Below are 19,211 nucleotides of genomic sequence, written 5' to 3' on the forward strand. Positions count from 1 at the left end.
AGCAGGCATGCTTGCATTTTTCCGGGGTTGTTTGCCATGCTGATCCGCATGGTGGACGTGGCGGCACTGCTGGATGATCTCGCGGCGGAATGCGCCGATCTGGACCGGATCGTCGCCGGGCTGCCCGCGGCCCAGTGGGCACTCGCCACACCCGCGCCCGGCTGGACCATCGCCCATCAGATCGGCCACCTGACCTGGACGGATGAGGTCGCCACACTTTCCGCGACCGACGACGCCGCGTTCGGCGAACTGGTGCGTGACGCGTTGCCGCGAGCGGGGACGTTCGTCGACGAAGCCGCGGTCGAGGCCGCCGCCGCCCCGCCGGAGGAACTGCTCGAGCGATGGCGGCGCGGCCGCGAGGCGCTCGCGCAGGCGCTGCTAGCGGTGCCCGCGGGGACGAAGCTGAGCTGGTTCGGGCCGCCGATGAGCCCGGCGTCCATGGTCAGCGCCCGGCTGATGGAGACCTGGGCGCACGGACAGGATGTCGCCGACGCGCTCGGCGTGACCCGCACACCGACCGCGCGGCTGCGCACCATCGCCCATATCGGCGTGCGCACAAGGAATTTCGCGTATGCGGTACACGATCGCCCCATCCCCGCCGAGGATTTCCGGATCGAACTGACCGCACCGGACGGCGCGGTGTGGAACTGGGGGCCCGAGTCGGCGAGTCAGCGCGTCACGGGACCGGCGGTGGATTTCTGCCTGCGAGTGACGCAGCGGCGGCATCTCGACGATCTGGCGCTCGAAGCCACCGGTGCGGATGCGCGGGAATGGCTGACGATCGCGCAGGCGTTCGCGGGGCCCGCGGGATCCGGGCGCGAGGCGGGGCAGTTCGCCTGAACCGGCGATGATCGCGGGTGGGCGGCAACTGGAGCGGGCGAGCGTCAACTCGGGATATGCCGTGGCTGATGCCCGACCGGACGCCGTTGGCCGGAGGTCTCTGAGTTGGCAGTCGAAGCGGACGCTCGCCAGCTGATCGGATGATTACCCCGTTGATCACCTGCGGAAACCTTGCGGCACGAGATTTTTCGAATTTCGTGACCTGTGATCTTCACCTCCGCGTCCCGAATCGGTAACTCGCGGCGCAGTAATCTGGACGAGCGTACGACTTTCAACGGTGCGGGTCGCGCGACTGGGAGGACCAGGGGAAAGAGGTACGCACCGTGACATCGCAGATTCTCCGGCACACCGCCGTGGTGCTCGCCGGTATGGCCAGCATCGGATTCACCGTTGCGGCCGGAACGTACGTCGTCAACCAGATGGCCACCGGCCAGCACGAGGCCGCCGGAACCCCGTCACCGGAAGACGCTGCGGCCGATGCGATTTCGCCCCTGTTGCGGCAGGCCGCCGAACCGGACGTTCCGCGACCGTCCACCGCCGCTGTGCGATTCACCTCCGAGACGCGCGAACTGCCCGTCACCATCGATCTGCGTCATCCTGCCGCGATGGCCCCCGCACCCGCCGAGCCGAGCGCACCGATCACCGCGGCCGTGCAGGCCACCACCGACCTCGACGCTCGCCTACCCCTGCCCGGCGACGCCTACGTCGGCGCGAATCTGACCAGACCCCAACCGGATTCGCTTTCGATGACCCTGGACACGAACCTGCTCGGCGATACCGCCCCCGGCACCCGGCTCCGCACCGACCTGGACGTCCGAAACGGCCGGATCACCCTGGCTCTGTCCGATCCCTATCTGGGCAGCCAGTCCATCCAGATGTCCCCGCGCCACGCCGACCCCGCCACCCCGGACCTGAGCACTACCGCCCCGGACCTGGCGCAGCCGACAAGCCCGAACCACCGGCTCGCCACCGCGTAGCTCGCCTGCGGGATCCGGCGGACGCACTCACGACCAGACGTGACCAAAGGCTCTACGCCACACCGCACTCCGCGACAGGGTGCCACGAACGTCCGCGGGTGTCGCACGCCCCAGGCTCGGCGAGCCACTTCCGGTGTGCGCTGCGACTGCCCGACCGGGTCGGCGAGCCAGCACGCGGGGATGCCGAATCCGGATGAATTGTGCGGAGCGCCAGAGAGACTCGGGATCGTCGGCAGGTGGAGGCGGACACCTTCGAGCAGCGAGCTGTGAGCCGACCGCCTCGGAACAGGCTGCCGCCGGCAATCACGACATGACGCTGGGCCGGGAGCCGATCGCTTCACCTGAGTGAATCAGCTTGCGGCGCAATGCGATGTTTCACGATGAACAATGACGGCGACCCCGGGTTCGCGGGAGCCGCATTGCCGGTCAGGCGGGTTCGGCTGCCGGACGGTCGGGAGCCAGGGAGGCCAGGCCCTCGGCGGTGACGGTACGCAGGTCGGCGGCGATGGCCGAGATGATCGTGGCGGGGTCGGCCTGATCGTCGGGTATCCAGCGGTCCGAAGCCGAACGGAACAGGGCCATGCCGATATCGGTGGCCAGACGAGCGGTGTGCTGGGCACAGCCGCGCCCCCTGCGCACCGACGTCCTGGGCGACTACGCGGAACTCGCCGCGCAGGGCCGCTTCTCGATTCCGATCGCGGGCACCTTCGCCCTGGACGACTGGCGCAGTGCCGCCCAGGCGAGCCTGTCCGGCCATGCCCACGGCAAACTCGTCCTGCGGATCGGCTGACACCACCCATCGGTCTGCTGCGGCATGTCCGCTACACCGCCGACCCGGCCGGGAATCCGGGCCACCCTATCGAAGGGTCGAGTTCGACTGCACCTGAACGGCATACGCGAGCCGGGCGGTCGAGTCATCCGAGATCGACCACGGCATGGCCATGCGGTCGACGTAGTTCGCCGAATTCACCTCGATGCGGATCCCGGCGGGATCGTCACCGGAACACCAGCGCGTGCAAGACTGCGTGGGTGTACGACTACTGCGTGATCGGCGGGGGCATCGTCGGGGTGGCGACGGCCTACCGGATTCTCCAGGAGCGGCCCGGGGCGAGTCTGGTGCTGGTGGACAAGGCGGATCGGCTCGCGACACATCAGACTGGACACAACAGCGGGGTCGTGCATTCGGGGATCTATTACGCACCGGGCAGCCTGAAGGCGCGGATGTGCCGGCAGGGCGCACGGTGGACGACGGAATTCGCGGCGGCGCACGACATTCCGTATCGAGTCTGCGGAAAGCTGCTGGTGGCAACCGATTCCGCGGAACACGCCCGAATGCTGGACCTGTACGAACGCTCGGTGACCAACGGCGTGGACGTGGAATCGATCGATGCCGCCGAGCTCGCGCGGCGCGAACCCCGCGTGCGCGGGGTCGGCGCGCTGTATGTGCCGAGTACCGCAATCGTCGACTACACCCGCGTCACCGAGGTCCTGGCCGCGCAGGTGCGAGCGCGCGGAGCGGAGATCGTGCTCGGCGCGGAGATCACCGCGATCGCCGAGAATTCCGATGCCGTCACGGTTTCCGGGCCGTCGGGGTCCTGGCGCGCGGCACGAATGGTGGCCTGCGGCGGGTTGCAGGCCGACCGGCTGGCACGCCTGGCCGGGCTGCCGATCTCGTTGCGTATCGTGCCCTTTCGCGGTGAGTACTACCAATTACCCTCCGCGCGAAGCGATCTGGTCGACACGCTGATCTATCCGATCCCGGATCCGGAGCTGCCCTTCCTCGGCGTGCACCTGAGCCCGACCATCGACGGCGCGCTGACCGTCGGCCCGAACGCGGTGCTCGGACTCGCGCGGGAGGGCTACCGCAAGGGCGGCGTCGATCTGCGCGACGCCCGAGAGATCCTGTGCTATCCGGGATTTCACCGCGTCGCGGCCGCCAACGTCCGCACCGGGCTGCGCGAGCTGCGTGACTCGCTGTTCAAGCGCGGCTATCTCGCGCAGTGCCGCAAGTACTGTCCCGAACTCACCCTCTCGGATCTGCTTCCCCGCGAATGCGGTATCCGCGCACAGGCGGTGCTGCGGGACGGAACTCTGGTGCACGACTTCATGATCGAGCGCACCGAGCGGTCGGTCCACGTGCTCAACGCGCCGTCTCCGGCGGCGACCTCCGCCATGCCCATCGCCGAGCACATCGTCGAATCACTCTGACTTCCGGGCCATCTGCCGATAAGCATTCAATAAAGAGGACTCCTGTAGTACTTTTATCGGCAGCCGTGGAACAGGAAGTACGCCTATGGGCCACATCAAGTACGCGAGCGACGTCGGGGCGCCGGTGGAGGTCGCCTTCACCTACACGGACACTCCGATGTTCGTGCCGGAGTGGATGGTCGGCGTCGCAACCTTCGAACCGACCGACGACCCCGGTGACGAATCCGGAGCCGTCTATGCCGCGACGCTGCGCCTGGGTGTGTGGCACCCCACGGTCGAGTGTGAGATCACGCAGTACCGCCCGAACGCGGTCATCGGATACACGCTGCGCAGGCGCCGCTCGGGGAAGGCGGCGCCTGCGGACTCCGATCCGGCCCGCACCCCGGCCGCATGGGGCACGATGACCCTGCATTTCGATCCGCTCGGCTACGGCCGCACCGTGCTGACCTCGGAAATCGACTACCCCGAGGCACATCGGCTGCCCGGCCGCATGTGCGCCCCGATGGTCGCCTCGACCCTGCGCTGGATGCTGCGGCGCACCGAATCTCAATTACGAAGAGCTATAGAGGAATTCCACGGTACAGATCTTGTCGGCCGGATTGCGTAGGGTACCTGCCATGATCATCGTGAGCACCGACGGATCCTGCCTCCGCAATCCCGGTGGCGCAATCGGGTGGGCCTGGGTCAACCACCAGGGCACCTCCGGCAGCGGGGGTGCCGTATCGGGCACCAACCAGGTCGCCGAGCTACGCGCGGTGCTCGAGGCGATCGTCTCGCATCCGGGCGCGGAGCCGCTGTTCATCGAGAGCGATTCGCTGTATGCGATCAAATGCGCCTCGGAGTGGATCTCCGGCTGGCGGCTGAACGGCTGGCGCACCTCCACCGGCGGCCCGGTCAAGAACGTCGAACTCGTCCGGCACATCGACCAGGCCATCGCCAGCCGCCCCGGGCCCGTGCGCTTCCGCTGGGTGCGCGGACACGTCGGCAACTACTTCAACGAACAGGCCGATCAGCTCGCGGGTACGGCGGCCCGCCAGGCCGCGGCGGCCCCCGACGCCGCCCCGACCGGGAGTTCCGACCTGCCCGCCCTGGCGATGCCCGATCCGACCACCACCGATCCGACCGAACCGATCCCCGTCATCGAACCGGCCGAGCCGACCGAACCCATTCCCGCGGTGGCCCCGCGCACGAAAAAGGCTGCCGCACAAACACAATCAGCTCACGCCCAGCCCCGCAAGGCCGATGCGCTGACGCTGTTCTGAGCACGGCCGCCGTATCTGTGCCCACGGCGGCCCGCAAGCCTGACGGCAGTGGTGGAACGAACCCACCTGCCGTCAGGCGTTCCGCGATGAACTCAGTTGCCCGGCTGGGCACCGCCGTTCGGCGCCTGCTGCTGGGTGTCCGCACCCGGAGCCTGCGCGTTACCGGCCTGCAGATCGTTGGTCATCGGCGACTGGAAGTTGTCGACCATCCACTTGCCGTTCTGCTTCTCCAGCGAGGCCACCACACCGATGGTCAGCGGCTGCGGCTGCGGGGTCGCGGCCTTCGACTGGTTCTGTGTGATCAGCATGACCACCGACGCCTTGTTCGAGTCGCCGGACTCGTAGGCGCAGTGGATCTCGCCGACGGTCGAGCGGGCCTGCGCCTGCTGGGTGATCTGCTTGAGCGCGCTCGAAGCGCCGTCGAACTGGGTCAGCCAGTCGCCGGAGGAACGCTCCTTGACCCGCGTGATGTAGTCGTCGAAATTCTTGGCGTCGTAGGTGCCGACCTGATGACCGAAGTCGCAGGCCGCGGCCACCGCGGAATTGCGCGCGTCGAGCTCGTCACCCCGATCGCCGGCCTGCTTCCAGAACACGACCACCGCGGCGGCAGCGGCGACCACCACGACGCCCGCGGCGAACGCGGCCACCATCGGCACCCAGTTGTTGCCCTTGCGCTCGGCGGCGGCGTCCTGCGCCGGGGGAGTCGCCGCGGCCTTCGGGGTCTTCTTCTCGGCCGACAGCTTCACCGTCTCGTCGGCGTCGCTCTTCGCATCCCCGCCGTCGGCCACCGCGGATTCCTTCGCGGCGGATGCCTCGGTATCGGAATCCTTGGCTGGCTCGTCCTTCGCGGGCGTGTCCTGCTCGACGGTCTTGTCCGTCGCGTCGGACTCCTGCGCCTCTCCGTTGGTCTTCTCGGTGGCGGCGTCGTCATCGGACATGAATGAATCTGTCACTTTCCCGGTGCGCGGGCGCGCACCGTATTGCCGGATCGGGCCAGGCTACAAGCCCGGACCACGCGGAACACCCGCCGAGTGTAGGCACTCGCCGACGGGATCTCCGCCGCACCGAGATGACCACTCACCGCACCGGGGGCAAGGTCCGGGCATTCGGATCGACTCCCGCGGGCATCTGCGCACCGTTGTTCGGGATGGCGGGCCGAGGAGCATTCGCCGAACCACGAATCTGCTGATCCGGCGGGGGGTTGGTGCAGTAGTTGTACTTGTTGACCGTACCGTCGCCCACCCTCCAGGGGGCGCTCAACGGATGACTGTACGCGCAGTACGGCCGCGGCCAGATGTCCACGATGGTATAGAACTCGCCGTCGTGCGCCGGGACGCCGATCGCGGAACTGCCGGTGACCAGCGCCGGGAACAACGCGCGCAACGCGGGCAGGCGCAGCTCGGCGGCCTTGGTGATGGCCGAGAAGTTGGTCGCCAGCTTGGTGATCGGATCCGCGGTCTTGTCCAGCACCGCACCCAGTTCCCGCATCTGGCCCGGGGCCTTGTCCAGGATCTTGGTCAACTCGTCGTTGGCATTGTTGAACTGCTTGAACAGCGTGGACGAGTTGTCGGTCAGCGTGCCCAGATCCGGCTGGGCCTGCGACGTGGTCGCCGCGATCGTGCGCAGATTCGCCAGCAGGTTGGTGGTCTGCGGCAGCAGATTGTCCAGGCCCGCGGTGACCAGGCTCAGCGCATCGATCATGCTGCGCAGCTGATCGGGGCCGCCGCTCAGCGCGGTGTCCATCTCCTTCAGGATGGTGCTGAGCCGGGCCGGGTCGATCTGATGGAAGAAGGCGCTGGAATTGTCCAGCACCGCCCACACCGGAGTCGGCGTGTGGATCTTGTTCGCGTCGTACTTGACCACCGAACCATTGGACAGGTACGGGGCCTGGTCGGTCTTCGGGCGGAAGTCGATGTACTGCTCACCCGCGCCGGACAGGGCCTGCACCGCGACCTCGGTATCCGAGGGGATCTTGTAGCGGGAGTCGATCGCGACATCGGCCCGGATCGCATCGCCCGCATCGGTCAGGGTGATGTCCTGCACCTTGCCGATCCGGTAGCCGCGCAGGGTGACGTCGTTGCCGGGCTGCAGTCCACCCGACTGATCCAGATCGACGGTGACCGCGTACGTGCTCTGCAGCGGATTCACCCGAGCCACGCTCACCAGCAGATACGACGCGCCGATCACCAGGGCGATCACCAGCGCGACGTTCGACACCAGCATCTTGTGCCGCCGCACCCAGCTCATCGGTGCCCTCCTTGCAACCGGCCCTGCACGACCTGCAGCACCTGGATCAGGCTGCCGGTGAAGTCCTGGGCGTCGCGCAGATCCCAGAATTTGCTGTGCGCCGGATCGGTGATCAGACCGACGTCGAGGTTGGTGACGGTCGCCGCGACGGCCAGGCTGTTGCCCTTGAACGAGGCGTCCACACCGGGCCGCACCTGATGCAGCGCGTCGAGCATCGGGCCGAAGGACTTCTGCGACTGGGACAGTGCCGACATCAGCTTGCGCAGATTGTCCAACAGGCTGGACAACTGGTCCGAGGTGGTGTTGGCGTACTCACCGAGCGCGGCGCTGGTGGTGGAGATCTTGTTCAGCAGATCGCCGAGCGCCTTGTTGTTCTCGGCGATGGTGCCGATCATCGAGGGCAGCGTGTTCGCGACCTGGCCGAGCTGATCGTGATGTTCCTGGATCGTATTGGCCAGTGTGTCGAATCCCTTGAGCACACCGTCGATTCGCGCGCTGTCGGCGTGCAGCGTCGTGGTCACGCTGGTCATCTGCTTCAGCAGATCGGCCAGTTGCTGAGGCCGGCCGCCCACCACCGAATCCAGTTCGCCGGTCAGTTTGGTCAGTGCCGCGATACCGCCGCCGTTGAACAGCATCGACACCGACAGCAGCAGTTCCTCGACGGTCGCACCGGCCGAGGTGTGATCGATGCCGATGGTGTCGCCGCCGCTCAGCGGGGGCTGGCTCGCCGCATCCTTCGGCCTGCTCATCGCTACGAACACATCGCCGAGCGGAGTGGCCTGGCGCAGTTCGGCGGTGGTGTCCTTGGGCAGGTCGATGTCCTTGCGGATGGTCAGGTCGACCACGGCCTGGAAGTTCTTGGTGGTGATGTGCGAGACCGTGCCGATGTCCGAACCGCCGATCTTCACCTTCGCCTGATCGGGCAGGTTCAGGGCGTTGGCGAAGACCGCGTGCACGGTGTAGGTATCACCCTGGGTGCCGGGTTTGGGCAGCGGCAGCGACTCCACCGTCAGCCCGCATCCCGAGGCCAGGACCAGCACCGCCGATGCCGCGGTAGCGGCAATCACAGTGCGACTGAGTCGTCTGGCAGTGCTCCCGGGCCCTACGTGGTTACGCAAGCTGCCGCCTCCGGGCCTGACGTGAGCACTGCCGGGCCTTTTTCGCATCAGTCGGATCATTTCGTCAATCCCAACATTGCCGCGGTCAATCCGAAGTCGGGACCGAGGTCCTGCACCTTGCCGGTCCGGCAGCCGTCCGCACGCATCTGGATCTTCTCGCAGAACAGGCTGATGACCTCACCGCTGAGCGCGGTGCCGATCAGGGCGTGCAGCCGCACGAAGCGGCGGTTGCGGTCCATCGAGCGGTCCAGGTTCTGCAACAGCATCGGCGCGACGTCGACCACCTCGACCAGCCCTGCGGCGTTGGCGCGCAACTGATTCGTCACATTGGTCAGCCCGGTCAGGCTGGAGGCCAGCTGATTCTGGTACTTGCCGAAGGTGCCGCTGGTGTTGGACAGGAACGCGTTGAGCTGATCCAACGTCGCCTGCAAGCCCGGAGCCTGCTGGGCCAGCAGCGAGGACATCTGCGTGACCTTGTTGCTGAACTCCCGCACCGACTTGTCGTTGTCGGCCAGCATCGAGGTCAGCTCGTTGAGCTTGATGATGATCTCGGAGATCGCGTCCTTGTTGTTGACGCCGACCTTCAACGCGCCGGACAGGGCGTTGAGGGTGTCGCGGATCTTCTCGCCCTGGCCGTCGACCATGTCGTAGAGCAGCGTGCCGTCCAGCGGACCCGATTTGCCGTCACCGCCGGGCGCGGGCTTCAGCGACTCGGTGAACTGGTCGATGGTCTTGATCAGCGTGTCCAGTTCGACCGGCGTGCGGGTGGACTCGATGGTCAGATGGGAATCGTCCGGCAGGGTCGCCCCGCCGGTGTACACCGGGGTCAGCTCGATGTGCCGATCGGTCACGATGGACGGCGAGATCAGCGCCGCGGTCACGTTCTTCGGGATCTTCACATCGCTGTCGATGGTCATGTGGACCTCGGCGTACTGGCTGTGCGGGACGATCTTGTCCACCTTGCCGACCTCGAGGCCGAGCACGGTGATCGGATTGCCCACGAACATGCCCGCGATATTGCGGAAGTCGGCGGTGATGTGCGTACTCGCCCCGACCGTGTCCTGCACCGAGAGCGGCATCGCCGAACAACTGCCCACCGCGACGGCCACGGCGCCGATGCCGAGCCCCTTCGCGATCCGGGCGATCGCGCGTGCGGTCGGTCTCATCCCTGGCACCCCTCGATCACTCGGGCGAAGCACAACCAGTTGTCCGGGAACAGCCACGGCAGGCCGACCTCGCCGTACGGGCCGTTACCGAACGCATTGTTCAACTGCCGCAACGACGGCGGCATGAGCTGGAGCATCCGGTCGAGGTTGTCCTTGTTCTTCTGCAGGCCCGCGGCCATCGTGTCGAGCTGGTCGATGGTCGGGCCGATCTGGTTGTTGTTCTCCGCGCCGATCTGCTGCAACTGCTTGGTCAGCGAGGCGACGTTGTCCAGCAGCTGACGCAGCAACTGCTGACGTTCCATCACCCGGTTGGCGATCGCCTCGCCCTGGGTGATCACCAGCAGCACGCTGTTGCGGTTGTCGCCGAGGATCTTGGTGACCCGGTCCAGATTCTTCAGCAGGCCGTCGACCTGATCCTTGCGGTCGTTGATGGTCTTGGCCAGCGCGCCGACGCTGTCCAGCGCCTGCGCGGTCAGCTGCGGGGAGCCGTCGATCTGGTCGCCCAGGACCTTGAAGGTCTGGGTCAGCTTCTGGGTGTCCAGAGCCTCGAATTTCGGTGTGCCGATCTGGATCACATCGGCCAGGTCGTACGGAACGGTGGTGTGGCTCTTGGTGATCCGGCCGCCCTCGAGGCCCGAGCCCTCGCCCGGATCCAGGCTGACGTACCGAGCGCCCAGCAGCGTCGCCATCTTGATCGCGGCCTTGGCATCCGCGCCCAGGTCCAGATCGCCGTTGACCTGCAACGTGATCAGGACGTGGTCGCCCTCGATCTTCTCGCCCGAGACCGTGCCCACCGGCACACCGGCCACGTCGACCTTGTCGCCGTTCTTCAGACCGGCGGTCTGCGCGAATTCGGCCTTTATCTCCTGCTTGCCGACGCCCAGCTTGCCGAAGCTCGACGAGACCACCAGCAGCAGCACCACCAGTGCCGCGCCGATGATGCCCAGCCAGAAGTAGCGGTTCGAGTTGAAGCGTTCCCTGATCTTCGTCATGAGCGGCACACCGCCGAATGGGAGTTGCCGCCGATCTGGGTGAGCAGGCCGCGCGGCAGCAGCACGCCGTAGAGCGAGACGTCCAGGCTGCACACATAGGCACTGGCGTATGCGCCGTCCTGGGTGAACTTACCGAGGTCGGACAGGACGTTCGGCAGGTCGATCGCCGCCTGGTCGAGTTTGGACCCGTTGCCGATCAGCATGGTCAGCGCGCTGGTGCTGGCGTTCTGCGCGGCCGCGATCTTGGGCTGCACGCCGCCGATCATCTGCACCATCGCCGAGGTGGCGTCGGCGATCTTGACCGTCGAGGACTGCAGGGACTGGCCCTGTTGATACAGCCCGCCGATCAACGCGCGGGTCTGGGTCACCAGCGTCTCCAATTCGTCACCTCGTTTCGCCAGCCCCGCCATGACGCCGGAGAGGTTGGTGATCACGTCGGACAGGATGGCGTCGCGGCGCTGAAAGTCACCCGCGAGTGCCGCGGCCTGAGTGATGAACGCGCTCAACGAGACTCCGTCACCCTGCAGCGCCTGGATGAAGGTGGTGGACAGCTCGTTCACCTGGGCGGGCTGCAAGGTCTGGAACAGCGGCTGGAAACCGTTGAGCAGTCCGGAGATGTCGAAGGACGGTTCGGTCTGGCCCAGCGGAATCGAGCCGCCGTTGTGCAGCGGAGCCGCGACGCCCTTGGTGCCGGGCGCGAGCGCGACGTACCGCTGGCCGATCAGGTTCTGGTAGCGGACAAGGGCTTTGGTGGTGCCGTACAGGGTCTGATCGCTCTGCACGATGAACGTGACGACGGCGTGATGCTGTTTGTCCAGGTCGATCTTCTCGACCTTGCCCACGCGCACACCGGCCATCCGGACGTCGTCGCCGGGCCGCAGCCCGAGCACGTCGCTGAAGGTGGCCGAGTAGCTGGTGGTGGACCCACTCACGCTGCGCGCCAGCGTATTCCAGATGAGCACGGTCACCAGAATCGAGACGATCGCGAAGACGCCGAAGCCGATCAGGGGTTTACGAATGCTCATCGGCCTGCACCGTTTTCGGTCACTTGCAAGGTTCCACCCCTCAGGATCGAGCTCAGCAGCACGTATTCGGCGACGGTCGGGCGGTGGCCCAGCAGTGCGGTGATGGCGGCATCACCGGTGTACTCGACCGTCCCCGCGATGGGAGCCGCGGACGGTGTGGTCGGCAGCTGTGCCGATGCGGGTTTGTTCGGCGGGGTCGCGGCCGGAGCAGGCAGGCCCGGAATGCCTTGTGGGAAAAGGTTTTGCAGCGGGTTCCCCGCGAACGGGTTCGCCGCGTCCGGCGAGTTCTTCTGCGGGGCCGCGGCCTGCGCGGTGTACCCGGGAATCGCGGGCAGGCCCGGAATCGCGGGCAGCTTGGGCAGCCCCTTCGCCGAATCCAGCGCCCGCGGCCGCAGCGCGCTGGGCAGCGTGCCCGGATCCGAAACCGCCGGCGCGGTACCGCAACTCGGTCCGGCCATGGCGCCGTACCGCGGGCAGTCGCTGCGGTCGTACGGCTTGTACGGAGTGAAGGTCAGACCCATGTTCCAGACCATCTGCTTCTGCGGACCCCAGTGGAATGTGGTGCCCAGCTGGCGAATCGAGGAGTTCAGATTCGCGATGGCGATCGGCAGCGCGTCCGGCTGGTTGGTCAGCGCGCCGAACAGATCGCCGGTGCCGACGGTCAGGCGCTTACCGGCGTCGCCGTTGGCGGCGAACAGCGCGTTGACCTTGTCCACGGTGCTCTCGGTTCCGGTGATCAGACCGGCGACCGCGGAACGCTTGTCGGAGATGGTCTTCGCGGTCTTCACCGACTCGGCCAGGGTGCCCATCAATTCGGGGGCGGACTGGTTCAGCGCGTGCATCGAGGCGGAGAGGTTCGCCAGCGTCTGATCAGGGTCCGGCACGGCCTTGCGCAGTTGGGTGAGCACGTTGTCCAGCCGCTCGACCGTGGAACCCGGTACGCGGCTACCACTTTCGAGTCCGTAGGACAGTGTGCTGAGCACCCGGCCCAGCTGCACCGGGTCGATCTTGTCCAGGATGGTGCGCACGGTGGTCAGGGTGTCCTGCAGGGCGATGGTGCCCTGGCTGTGGTCCTCGGCGATGGTGGAGCCCGCGCGCAGATGAGCCTTCGCCGGACCGTTGTAGACCAGTTCGACCGAGGTCACCGCGAACAGGTTGCTCGGTACGACGCGCGCGGTCACATTGGCGGGGATGTTGCCGACGAAGTCCGGCTTCATCTCGATGTGAACCTGTTGCTGCGCACCCTTTTCCGCGACCGCGACGTTCTTGACCGAACCGACCAGGATGCCGCGGAACTTGACGTCGGCGTTGTCGGGCAGGCCGTCGCCGGTGGTGCTCAGATCGGCGGTGACGTCAACCTTGGGATGCAGGATGTAGCCCTTGTACCGGGCCATCAGGAAACCCAGGATCAGCGCGAAGACGACCAGTCCGGACGCACCCGCGACCAGCAGTTGCCGCATGGTCGGTCCGCGGCCACTCGGATCGATGATCAAGAACGGACCCCTATTCTGTGTCTGATGCGGATGAACGGGGGGCCTGCGTGGTTACGCTCCGCTGCCGCCTCCGGCCCTGACCCGTTCATCCGGTGTCCGATGCGGATGAACGGGGGGCCTGCGTGGTTACGCTCCGCTGCCGCCTCCGGCCCTGACCCGTTCATCCGGAGATCCTGATGCCGGGGTTGACTCCCCAGACCGCCAGCGTGATGAACAGGTCGGCGAAGACGACCGCGATGATGCAGTACTTGATCGCCCGGCCGGCCGCGACACCGACGCCCTCGGGGCCGCCGGAGGCGAAGAACCCGTAGTAGCACTGGATGAAGGTGGTGATCGCGACGAAGACGATCGCCTTCAGCAGCGACCACAGCACGTCGTGCGGGACCAGGAATTGGTAGAAGTAGTGCTGGAAGGTGCCGCTCGCGGTGCCGCCGTACAGTCCGACGGTCCACGCGCAGGTCAGGTAGGCGAACGGCAGCGCGAGGCAGTACAGCGGGACGATCGCGATCATCGCCGCGATCATCCGGGTGCTGACCAGATACGGCAGCGGCCGGATGGCCTGGGATTCGAGCGCGTCGATCTCCTCCGCGATGCGCATCGAGCCGAGCTGTGCGGTGAACCGGCAACCGGCCTGCGCGGCGAAGGCGACCGTGGCCAGCATCGGGCCGAGCTCGCGGGTCGTGGCGAAGGCCGAGATCGCGCCGGTGATCGGGCTCAGGCCCAGCAGGTTCAGCGAGGTGTAGCCCTGGATGCCGACGGTCATACCACCGAACGCGCTCAGGATCAGCACCACGCCGATGGTTCCGCCACCGACGATCAGGCTGCCGTTACCCCAGGTGACGTCCGAGAGCAGCCGCCAGATTTCCTTCGGATAGTGCTTGAACGCCAGCGGAAACGAACCGATCGACCGCAGGAAGAAGAAGACCTGATGGCCGATGCGCGCGAGCCAGTCGCGGGGTGCGCCCGCGGATGCCTTGATGCGCTCGAGTGGCCGCAGTAGCGGCGGGACATAAGTTGACGACACCGACTCAGACCATCTGTGCGGGGAAAAGGGTGTTGTAAATCTGCGTGATGATCAGGTTGACGCCGAACAGCATCACCGCCGAGAGCACCACGGCCGTGTTCACCGAGTTGGCGACGCCACCCGGGCCGCCGCGGGTGGTGAGACCGGCATCGCAGGCGATGATCGCCGCGAGCAGTCCGAAGATCAACGACTTCACCAGGGCGACGAGCAGGTCCGTGGTCACCGCGAAGGACGCGAACGTGCCGATGTAGGAACCCGGCGTACCGCTCTGCGCGAAGATGTTGAACACGTAGCCGGTCAGGAAGCCGACGAAAACCACGAAGCCACACAGCAGAACGGAGACTAACATAGCGGCGCCCAATCGGGGGGCGACCAAGCGCCGCAACGGGTCGACGCCCATCACCTTCATGGCGTCGATCTCCTCGCGGATGGTGCGCGAGCCGAGGTCGGCGCACACGGCCGAACCGACCGCACCGGCGATCATCAGCGAGGTGACCAGCGGCGCACCCTGCTGGATGATGCCCAGGCCGTTCGCCGCGCCGATGAACGAGGTCGCGCCGACCTGCTGCGCGACCGAACCGACCTGAATCGAGACGATGACGCCGATGGGGATGGCGACAAGCAGCGTGGGGGCCGCGGCGACACTGGCCATGAACGCGCATTGCCGGACGAATTCCGCAAATGGGAAGCGTCCGCGGAAGATGCTGACGAACAGCTCACCGACGGCTTCGATACCCATCGTGATCTGGCGGCCGAAGGTCTCGATCGACCGTTTCGGATGATCCTGCCAATACCCCCGGCCCCAGTCGAGCGCACCACTCATTCGTGACGCTGGGCGTACGTCCTGCGACCCGCCCGGACGGTCGGTGGTGAACTGCACTGGCTAACCCCTCTCGACGTCGGTTACACGCCCCGACGACTGTTTGCTCGAGGAACCTTACTACGGAGTTAGGAAAAACACACCACCATCTGTGACTGCAGTCATTGAGCCGGATCACAGCCGGTAAACGGCTGTGAGGGGCGACAACCGGTTGGTAAATCCCACAAAAAGCCTGATTGCTTTCTAGAACACGTTCGGCGTTCTTGAACGGTCGTCCAACTTTGCTCCACAGTCCGGCTGAATACCCCGGATTGCGTTTATTCAAAACCAATCGGATTTTTCCGGCGCGGGACGAGCGTAACGCTCGGGCGCGCCGATCCCGGGGCTATCACTTCCGTGTCGCATCGGCGACTCGCCGGTCATCACCTGCCGCCGTGGTATTGGCAACTACGCCGTCACGCTATGTTCATCGGCATCTGACCGGCAAACTCGCAAGTCAGACAGGACGCGTCGGCGCGCCGATGCTGACAGGATGTAGTACGACATGGATTGATATCGTGCGGACTTCCGAAGTCTCTGGAGGGACATGTTCAACACACTCGCCAAGGCGGCGCGCACCGCCTTCGCCGTAGCCATCGGCGCGGCGCTGCTCGGTACGGGCGTGGGGGTCGCGCAAGCCGCCGGGGGTGCGCCGGTAATCGGCGGCGGTTCCGGAATCATCATTGACAACCAGTTCGAGTGCACCCTCACGACCATCGGTCACGACCGGGCCGGGCGGCTGGTCGGGCTGACCGCCGGGCACTGCGGTGAGCAGGGTGCGCAGGTGTGGGCCGAACAGGCTCGCGGGGCCGGAGTGATCGGTCACTTCGTCTACTCCAACCACGACCTGGACTACGCGGTCATCCAGTTCGATCCGGGCAAGGTCACTCCGGTCAACCGCATCGGGAATGTGACGATCACCGGAATCGGCGCACCGGCCCAGTTCCCCAACATCGTCTGCAAGGAGGGCCGGACCACCGGCAACACCTGCGGCATCGCCTGGGGTGACGTCTTCCAGACCGATGAGACCTGGAGCCAGATGTGCGTGGTGGAGGGCGATTCCGGCGCGCCGGTCGTCATCGGCACCAAACTGGTGGGCATGGTCAACGCCTATCTGGCCGTGGCGTGCTTCGGCCCGGAGGTCGGCACGAACATGACCGCGATCCTGAACAATCTCAACCATCGCGGCGGCGCCGGCTCGGGATACGTCCCGATCTGATCCTTCCGAGAGAACCTTCGCTCGCGGGGCGGTGATCCGAATGGGTTACCGCCCCGCGGCGTGTCCGGGTGGATTCGGCTGTACGGCAGGGCCGCTCATGCTGCACTGCGGCAGGCAGTCGACCTGGCCGGGCTCCCGGCGCGCCCGCGGTCGCCCCAGCAGGGCCGCGGCGATCACCGCCCCGGTCAGCAGTAATCCCACGCAGATCCACATCGCCACCCCGAATCCGTGATCGATGGCGGCCGCGTCGGTGACCGATCCGGAGATCCCGGCCAGTCCGGGCAGTGCGGCCACCGCGAGCAATTGCGCGGTGCGGGCGACGGCGTTGTTCACCCCCGAGGCGATGCCGGCTTCGGCGGAGGGCACCGCGCCCAGCACCGCCCCGGTCAGCGGGGCGACCAGCGTGGACAGACCCAGGCCGAACACGATCACGCCCGGCAGCACATCGCGCAGATAGCCCGCGACATGTCCGGAGCCGGGGCCGATGCGCAGCAGCAGGACGAGTCCGACCGCGCTCAGCAGCGGTCCGAACGTCATCGGCAGGCGCGGACCGTGCCGCTGGGCCCACCGACCGGCGGGCGCGGACAGTATGAGCATGAGCACGGTGAGCGGCAACGTCGCGATGCCCGCGGCCAGCGGCGAGAAGTGCGCGACCTGCTGCAGTTGCAGCACCAGCAGGAAGAACACGCCGCCCAGGGCCGCGTAGACGGCCAACGTCACGAGGTTGGCCGCGGTGAACACCCGGGAGCGGAACAGTTTCGGCGGGACGAGCGGGTGATCGCTGCGCAACTCGATCACCACGAACACCGCCAGCAGCACCAGCCCGGCGATCGCGAGCAGCGGCATCTTCTCGATCAGTCCGAAGGTCAACGCGCCCAGTGCCAGGGCGACCACCAGCGCACCCGGCACATCCGAGCGGCGCGAGGCGCCCGGATCCCGGCTCTCTGGCACATGTCTCATCGCCACCGCGACCACGATCGCGGCCAGCGGCACGTTGATGAGGAATATCGAACGCCAGGAGGCCACCTCGATCAGCCAGCCGCCCAGGAACGGACCGGCCGCACTCGCGATCCCGCCGAACCCGGACCACAGCCCGATCGCCGCACCCTGATCCCGCTCATCGATGGAGGAGGAGATCAGCGCCAGACTGCCCGGTGTCAGCAGCGCACCCGCCACCCCCTGCGCGATGCGCGCGGCCACCAGCATCTCGATATTCACCGCCGCACCGCACAGCACCGATGCGGCCGCGAAACCGACTGTGCCCCAGACGAGTACCTTGCGACGCCCGAGCCGATCCCCCAGCGACCCGCCGAGCAGGATGAACGACGCGAGCGTCAGCGTGTACCCGCTCAACGTCCACTGCAGTCCCGCCACCCCGGTGTGCAACGCATCCCCGATCCGCGGCAGCGCGATATTGACCACCGTCGCATCCAGCGAGGCCACCGCGGACCCCAACACGGTCGCCACCAGAATCCACCGCCCGGTCCCCGATCGCAGCCGCGGCAGTTCGGTCCCGCTCATGACGCCACCTCGCCGACGCTCGGCTCCGCAGTGCGCGGTGCGCACCGTGCCGATGGCTCACCAGCGAACTCGATCAGGACCGCATCGGATATCACGCCGACATCCAAATCACCGCACACGCGTTCAGGCTACGGTCCGAGTCCGGCCGCCCACGCGGTTTCACCAGGTACGCACGGCTCACCACCGATCCGCTCAGCGGATCCGGGCCGGTAGGCGGTCATCTCTCGCAACGCGCACGACCCGGCAGCGGCACCCGTACCGGCAATCGCTCTTCCGGTCCGGCGAGCCGAAGCAGTTCGGTGGAACCTGATGGACTCGGCATGATCCGCACGGCTGGTGAACCCGCGCGAGTTGGTTCGACCGATCAGGTCGGTCATCCCGGGATGTGCCACGGTCCGGTTCGCGCGAGCACGGCGGAGCGAACGCAGCGGAGATCAGGCGGGGCGCGGAAAACGTTCACGTACTCGATTCCCGCTCGTAGCAAATCTTCTGGGTATGGTGTGCGATAGGCCAGGAGGGAGCGAACGGTGAAGGTGATCAGCATAGTTGGAGTTTCAGCCGTCGCGGTCGGCATTTACCTCTGCTCCACTGGCAATGCATCGGCAACCCATGTGCAATGTGATTCCGACGGTGCGCAGCGGGACATCACGGTGATCGCCGGTGGTACCGGGTGCCGGGCCGCGGTCGACGATTCCGGGCACGCGCGCGCCGCCGGATACGACGGCGTCGGTTTCGCCCGAGCCGGCGGCGGGGCGATCGCGCTGGGGCTGGGAGTGTCCGGCGGGATCGGCGCGAGCGTGGGGACGGCAGGCATGCCGATCGCGGTCGGCGTGGGTCCGCAGTCCTATGCGTTCACCTCACTTCGCGGCGCGGGTGGCCCCGGCGTGAGCTTCGCCGTGAACGGCTCACTGGCACAGGTGATCTCGGATACCCATACGGTCACCTGCCTCGGCCCGGGCGCCCTGGCCTGGGACTCGCGCAGCGGCAAGGGCTGCCTGGCCACACCCGTGGGTCTGTGGCGCACCGCCGCGCCTACCGACCGCACGCCGAAGCCGGACCCCGGCCGACTCGGATGACAGCCACCGCGACGCGGGGGTCCACGTACGCCGGCGTCGAGTGCGTCACGCCCGCAGCCGTGGCCCGATTCGCTCCGGTCCCACCTGCTTCCGAGGCACACGACCCGGCGTATCACACCGGGGAAACGACACTCGAACCGCGCCGCCGTGGTGAGGCCGCGGGCGAAATGCGAGAAGACCGAAC

Annotated in this window: 19 protein-coding genes; 8 read left to right on the forward strand and 11 right to left on the reverse strand. The window is 66.9% G+C overall.

Annotated elements, in window-relative coordinates:
* The first annotated feature begins 48 nt into the window (after positions 1 to 48).
* Both NM2_RS34055 and NM2_RS34060 read left to right on the forward strand, forming a co-directional pair.
* Positions 49 to 840, forward strand: a complete 792-nt coding sequence (locus tag NM2_RS34055) for a TIGR03084 family metal-binding protein (RefSeq protein WP_067677636.1) — start codon at positions 49 to 51, stop codon at positions 838 to 840.
* A gap of 323 nt (positions 841 to 1,163) precedes the next feature.
* Complete coding sequence (locus tag NM2_RS34060; RefSeq protein ID WP_067677539.1) at positions 1,164 to 1,817, forward strand: hypothetical protein; 654 nt, start codon at positions 1,164 to 1,166, stop codon at positions 1,815 to 1,817.
* Between the two features lie 426 nt (positions 1,818 to 2,243).
* Here NM2_RS34060 and NM2_RS49590 read toward each other — a convergent pair whose 3' ends face one another.
* A complete protein-coding gene (locus tag NM2_RS49590; RefSeq protein ID WP_157121483.1) occupies positions 2,244 to 2,399 on the reverse strand; it encodes a hypothetical protein in 156 nt (51 codons plus the stop codon).
* Here NM2_RS49590 and NM2_RS34065 point away from each other — a divergent pair.
* The 4 genes from NM2_RS34065 (at position 2,398) to NM2_RS34080 (ending at position 5,287) form a co-directional block, all read left to right on the forward strand.
* Positions 2,398 to 2,607, forward strand: a complete 210-nt coding sequence (locus NM2_RS34065) for a zinc-binding dehydrogenase (RefSeq protein WP_084531846.1) — start codon at positions 2,398 to 2,400, stop codon at positions 2,605 to 2,607. The genes NM2_RS49590 and NM2_RS34065 overlap by 2 nt on opposite strands.
* A gap of 239 nt (positions 2,608 to 2,846) precedes the next feature.
* The gene (gene lhgD, locus NM2_RS34070; protein WP_067677544.1) at positions 2,847 to 4,025 is read left to right on the forward strand and encodes an L-2-hydroxyglutarate dehydrogenase; all 1,179 of its coding nucleotides are present in this window, start codon (positions 2,847 to 2,849) and stop codon (positions 4,023 to 4,025) included.
* Between the two features lie 85 nt (positions 4,026 to 4,110).
* The gene (locus tag NM2_RS34075) at positions 4,111 to 4,632 is read left to right on the forward strand and encodes an SRPBCC family protein (protein WP_067677546.1); all 522 of its coding nucleotides are present in this window, start codon (positions 4,111 to 4,113) and stop codon (positions 4,630 to 4,632) included.
* A gap of 10 nt (positions 4,633 to 4,642) precedes the next feature.
* On the forward strand, positions 4,643 to 5,287 hold the full coding sequence (locus tag NM2_RS34080; protein WP_067677549.1) for a ribonuclease H family protein: 645 nt from the start codon (positions 4,643 to 4,645) through the stop codon (positions 5,285 to 5,287).
* Positions 5,288 to 5,379: 92 nt separating this feature from the next.
* Here NM2_RS34080 and NM2_RS34085 read toward each other — a convergent pair whose 3' ends face one another.
* From NM2_RS34085 to NM2_RS34125, 9 genes are all read right to left on the reverse strand, one after another.
* Complete coding sequence (locus NM2_RS34085; protein WP_067677552.1) at positions 5,380 to 6,225, reverse strand: hypothetical protein; 846 nt, start codon at positions 6,223 to 6,225, stop codon at positions 5,380 to 5,382.
* 139 nt (positions 6,226 to 6,364) lie between these two features.
* Positions 6,365 to 7,534, reverse strand: coding sequence for an MlaD family protein (locus tag NM2_RS34090; RefSeq protein WP_067677555.1), 1,170 nt, complete (start codon positions 7,532 to 7,534; stop codon positions 6,365 to 6,367).
* Positions 7,531 to 8,601, reverse strand: a complete 1,071-nt coding sequence (locus NM2_RS34095) for an MCE family protein (protein WP_245718342.1) — start codon at positions 8,599 to 8,601, stop codon at positions 7,531 to 7,533. Before NM2_RS34095 ends, NM2_RS34090 begins: the two co-directional genes overlap by 4 nt.
* A gap of 107 nt (positions 8,602 to 8,708) precedes the next feature.
* On the reverse strand, positions 8,709 to 9,818 hold the full coding sequence (locus NM2_RS34100; RefSeq protein ID WP_067677558.1) for an MCE family protein: 1,110 nt from the start codon (positions 9,816 to 9,818) through the stop codon (positions 8,709 to 8,711).
* On the reverse strand, positions 9,815 to 10,810 hold the full coding sequence (locus NM2_RS34105) for an MCE family protein (RefSeq protein ID WP_067677560.1): 996 nt from the start codon (positions 10,808 to 10,810) through the stop codon (positions 9,815 to 9,817). The genes NM2_RS34100 and NM2_RS34105 overlap by 4 nt, the downstream gene beginning before the upstream one ends.
* On the reverse strand, positions 10,807 to 11,835 hold the full coding sequence (locus NM2_RS34110) for an MCE family protein (RefSeq protein ID WP_067677563.1): 1,029 nt from the start codon (positions 11,833 to 11,835) through the stop codon (positions 10,807 to 10,809). The genes NM2_RS34105 and NM2_RS34110 overlap by 4 nt, the downstream gene beginning before the upstream one ends.
* The gene (locus tag NM2_RS34115; protein WP_067677565.1) at positions 11,832 to 13,328 is read right to left on the reverse strand and encodes an MlaD family protein; all 1,497 of its coding nucleotides are present in this window, start codon (positions 13,326 to 13,328) and stop codon (positions 11,832 to 11,834) included. Before NM2_RS34115 ends, NM2_RS34110 begins: the two co-directional genes overlap by 4 nt.
* Before the next feature lie 160 nt (positions 13,329 to 13,488).
* Positions 13,489 to 14,352, reverse strand: a complete 864-nt coding sequence (locus NM2_RS34120; RefSeq protein ID WP_067677569.1) for an ABC transporter permease — start codon at positions 14,350 to 14,352, stop codon at positions 13,489 to 13,491.
* 4 nt (positions 14,353 to 14,356) lie between these two features.
* On the reverse strand, positions 14,357 to 15,175 hold the full coding sequence (locus NM2_RS34125) for an MlaE family ABC transporter permease (protein WP_040829399.1): 819 nt from the start codon (positions 15,173 to 15,175) through the stop codon (positions 14,357 to 14,359).
* A 583-nt stretch (positions 15,176 to 15,758) separates the two neighbouring features.
* On the opposite strand from NM2_RS34125, the gene NM2_RS34130 reads away from it, so the two are divergent.
* On the forward strand, positions 15,759 to 16,430 hold the full coding sequence (locus NM2_RS34130) for a chymotrypsin family serine protease (protein WP_067677572.1): 672 nt from the start codon (positions 15,759 to 15,761) through the stop codon (positions 16,428 to 16,430).
* A gap of 45 nt (positions 16,431 to 16,475) precedes the next feature.
* Here the strand turns inward: NM2_RS34130 and NM2_RS34135 are convergent, their stop codons facing one another.
* The gene (locus tag NM2_RS34135) at positions 16,476 to 17,951 is read right to left on the reverse strand and encodes an MFS transporter (RefSeq protein ID WP_067677642.1); all 1,476 of its coding nucleotides are present in this window, start codon (positions 17,949 to 17,951) and stop codon (positions 16,476 to 16,478) included.
* A 527-nt stretch (positions 17,952 to 18,478) separates the two neighbouring features.
* Between NM2_RS34135 and NM2_RS34140 the strand changes: the two genes are divergently transcribed.
* Positions 18,479 to 19,027, forward strand: a complete 549-nt coding sequence (locus NM2_RS34140; RefSeq protein WP_067677574.1) for a DUF6764 family protein — start codon at positions 18,479 to 18,481, stop codon at positions 19,025 to 19,027.
* Positions 19,028 to 19,211 lie beyond the last annotated feature (184 nt).

Source organism: Nocardia miyunensis NBRC 108239, from assembly GCF_001613065.1.
Taxonomy (GTDB): domain Bacteria; phylum Actinomycetota; class Actinomycetes; order Mycobacteriales; family Mycobacteriaceae; genus Nocardia; species Nocardia miyunensis.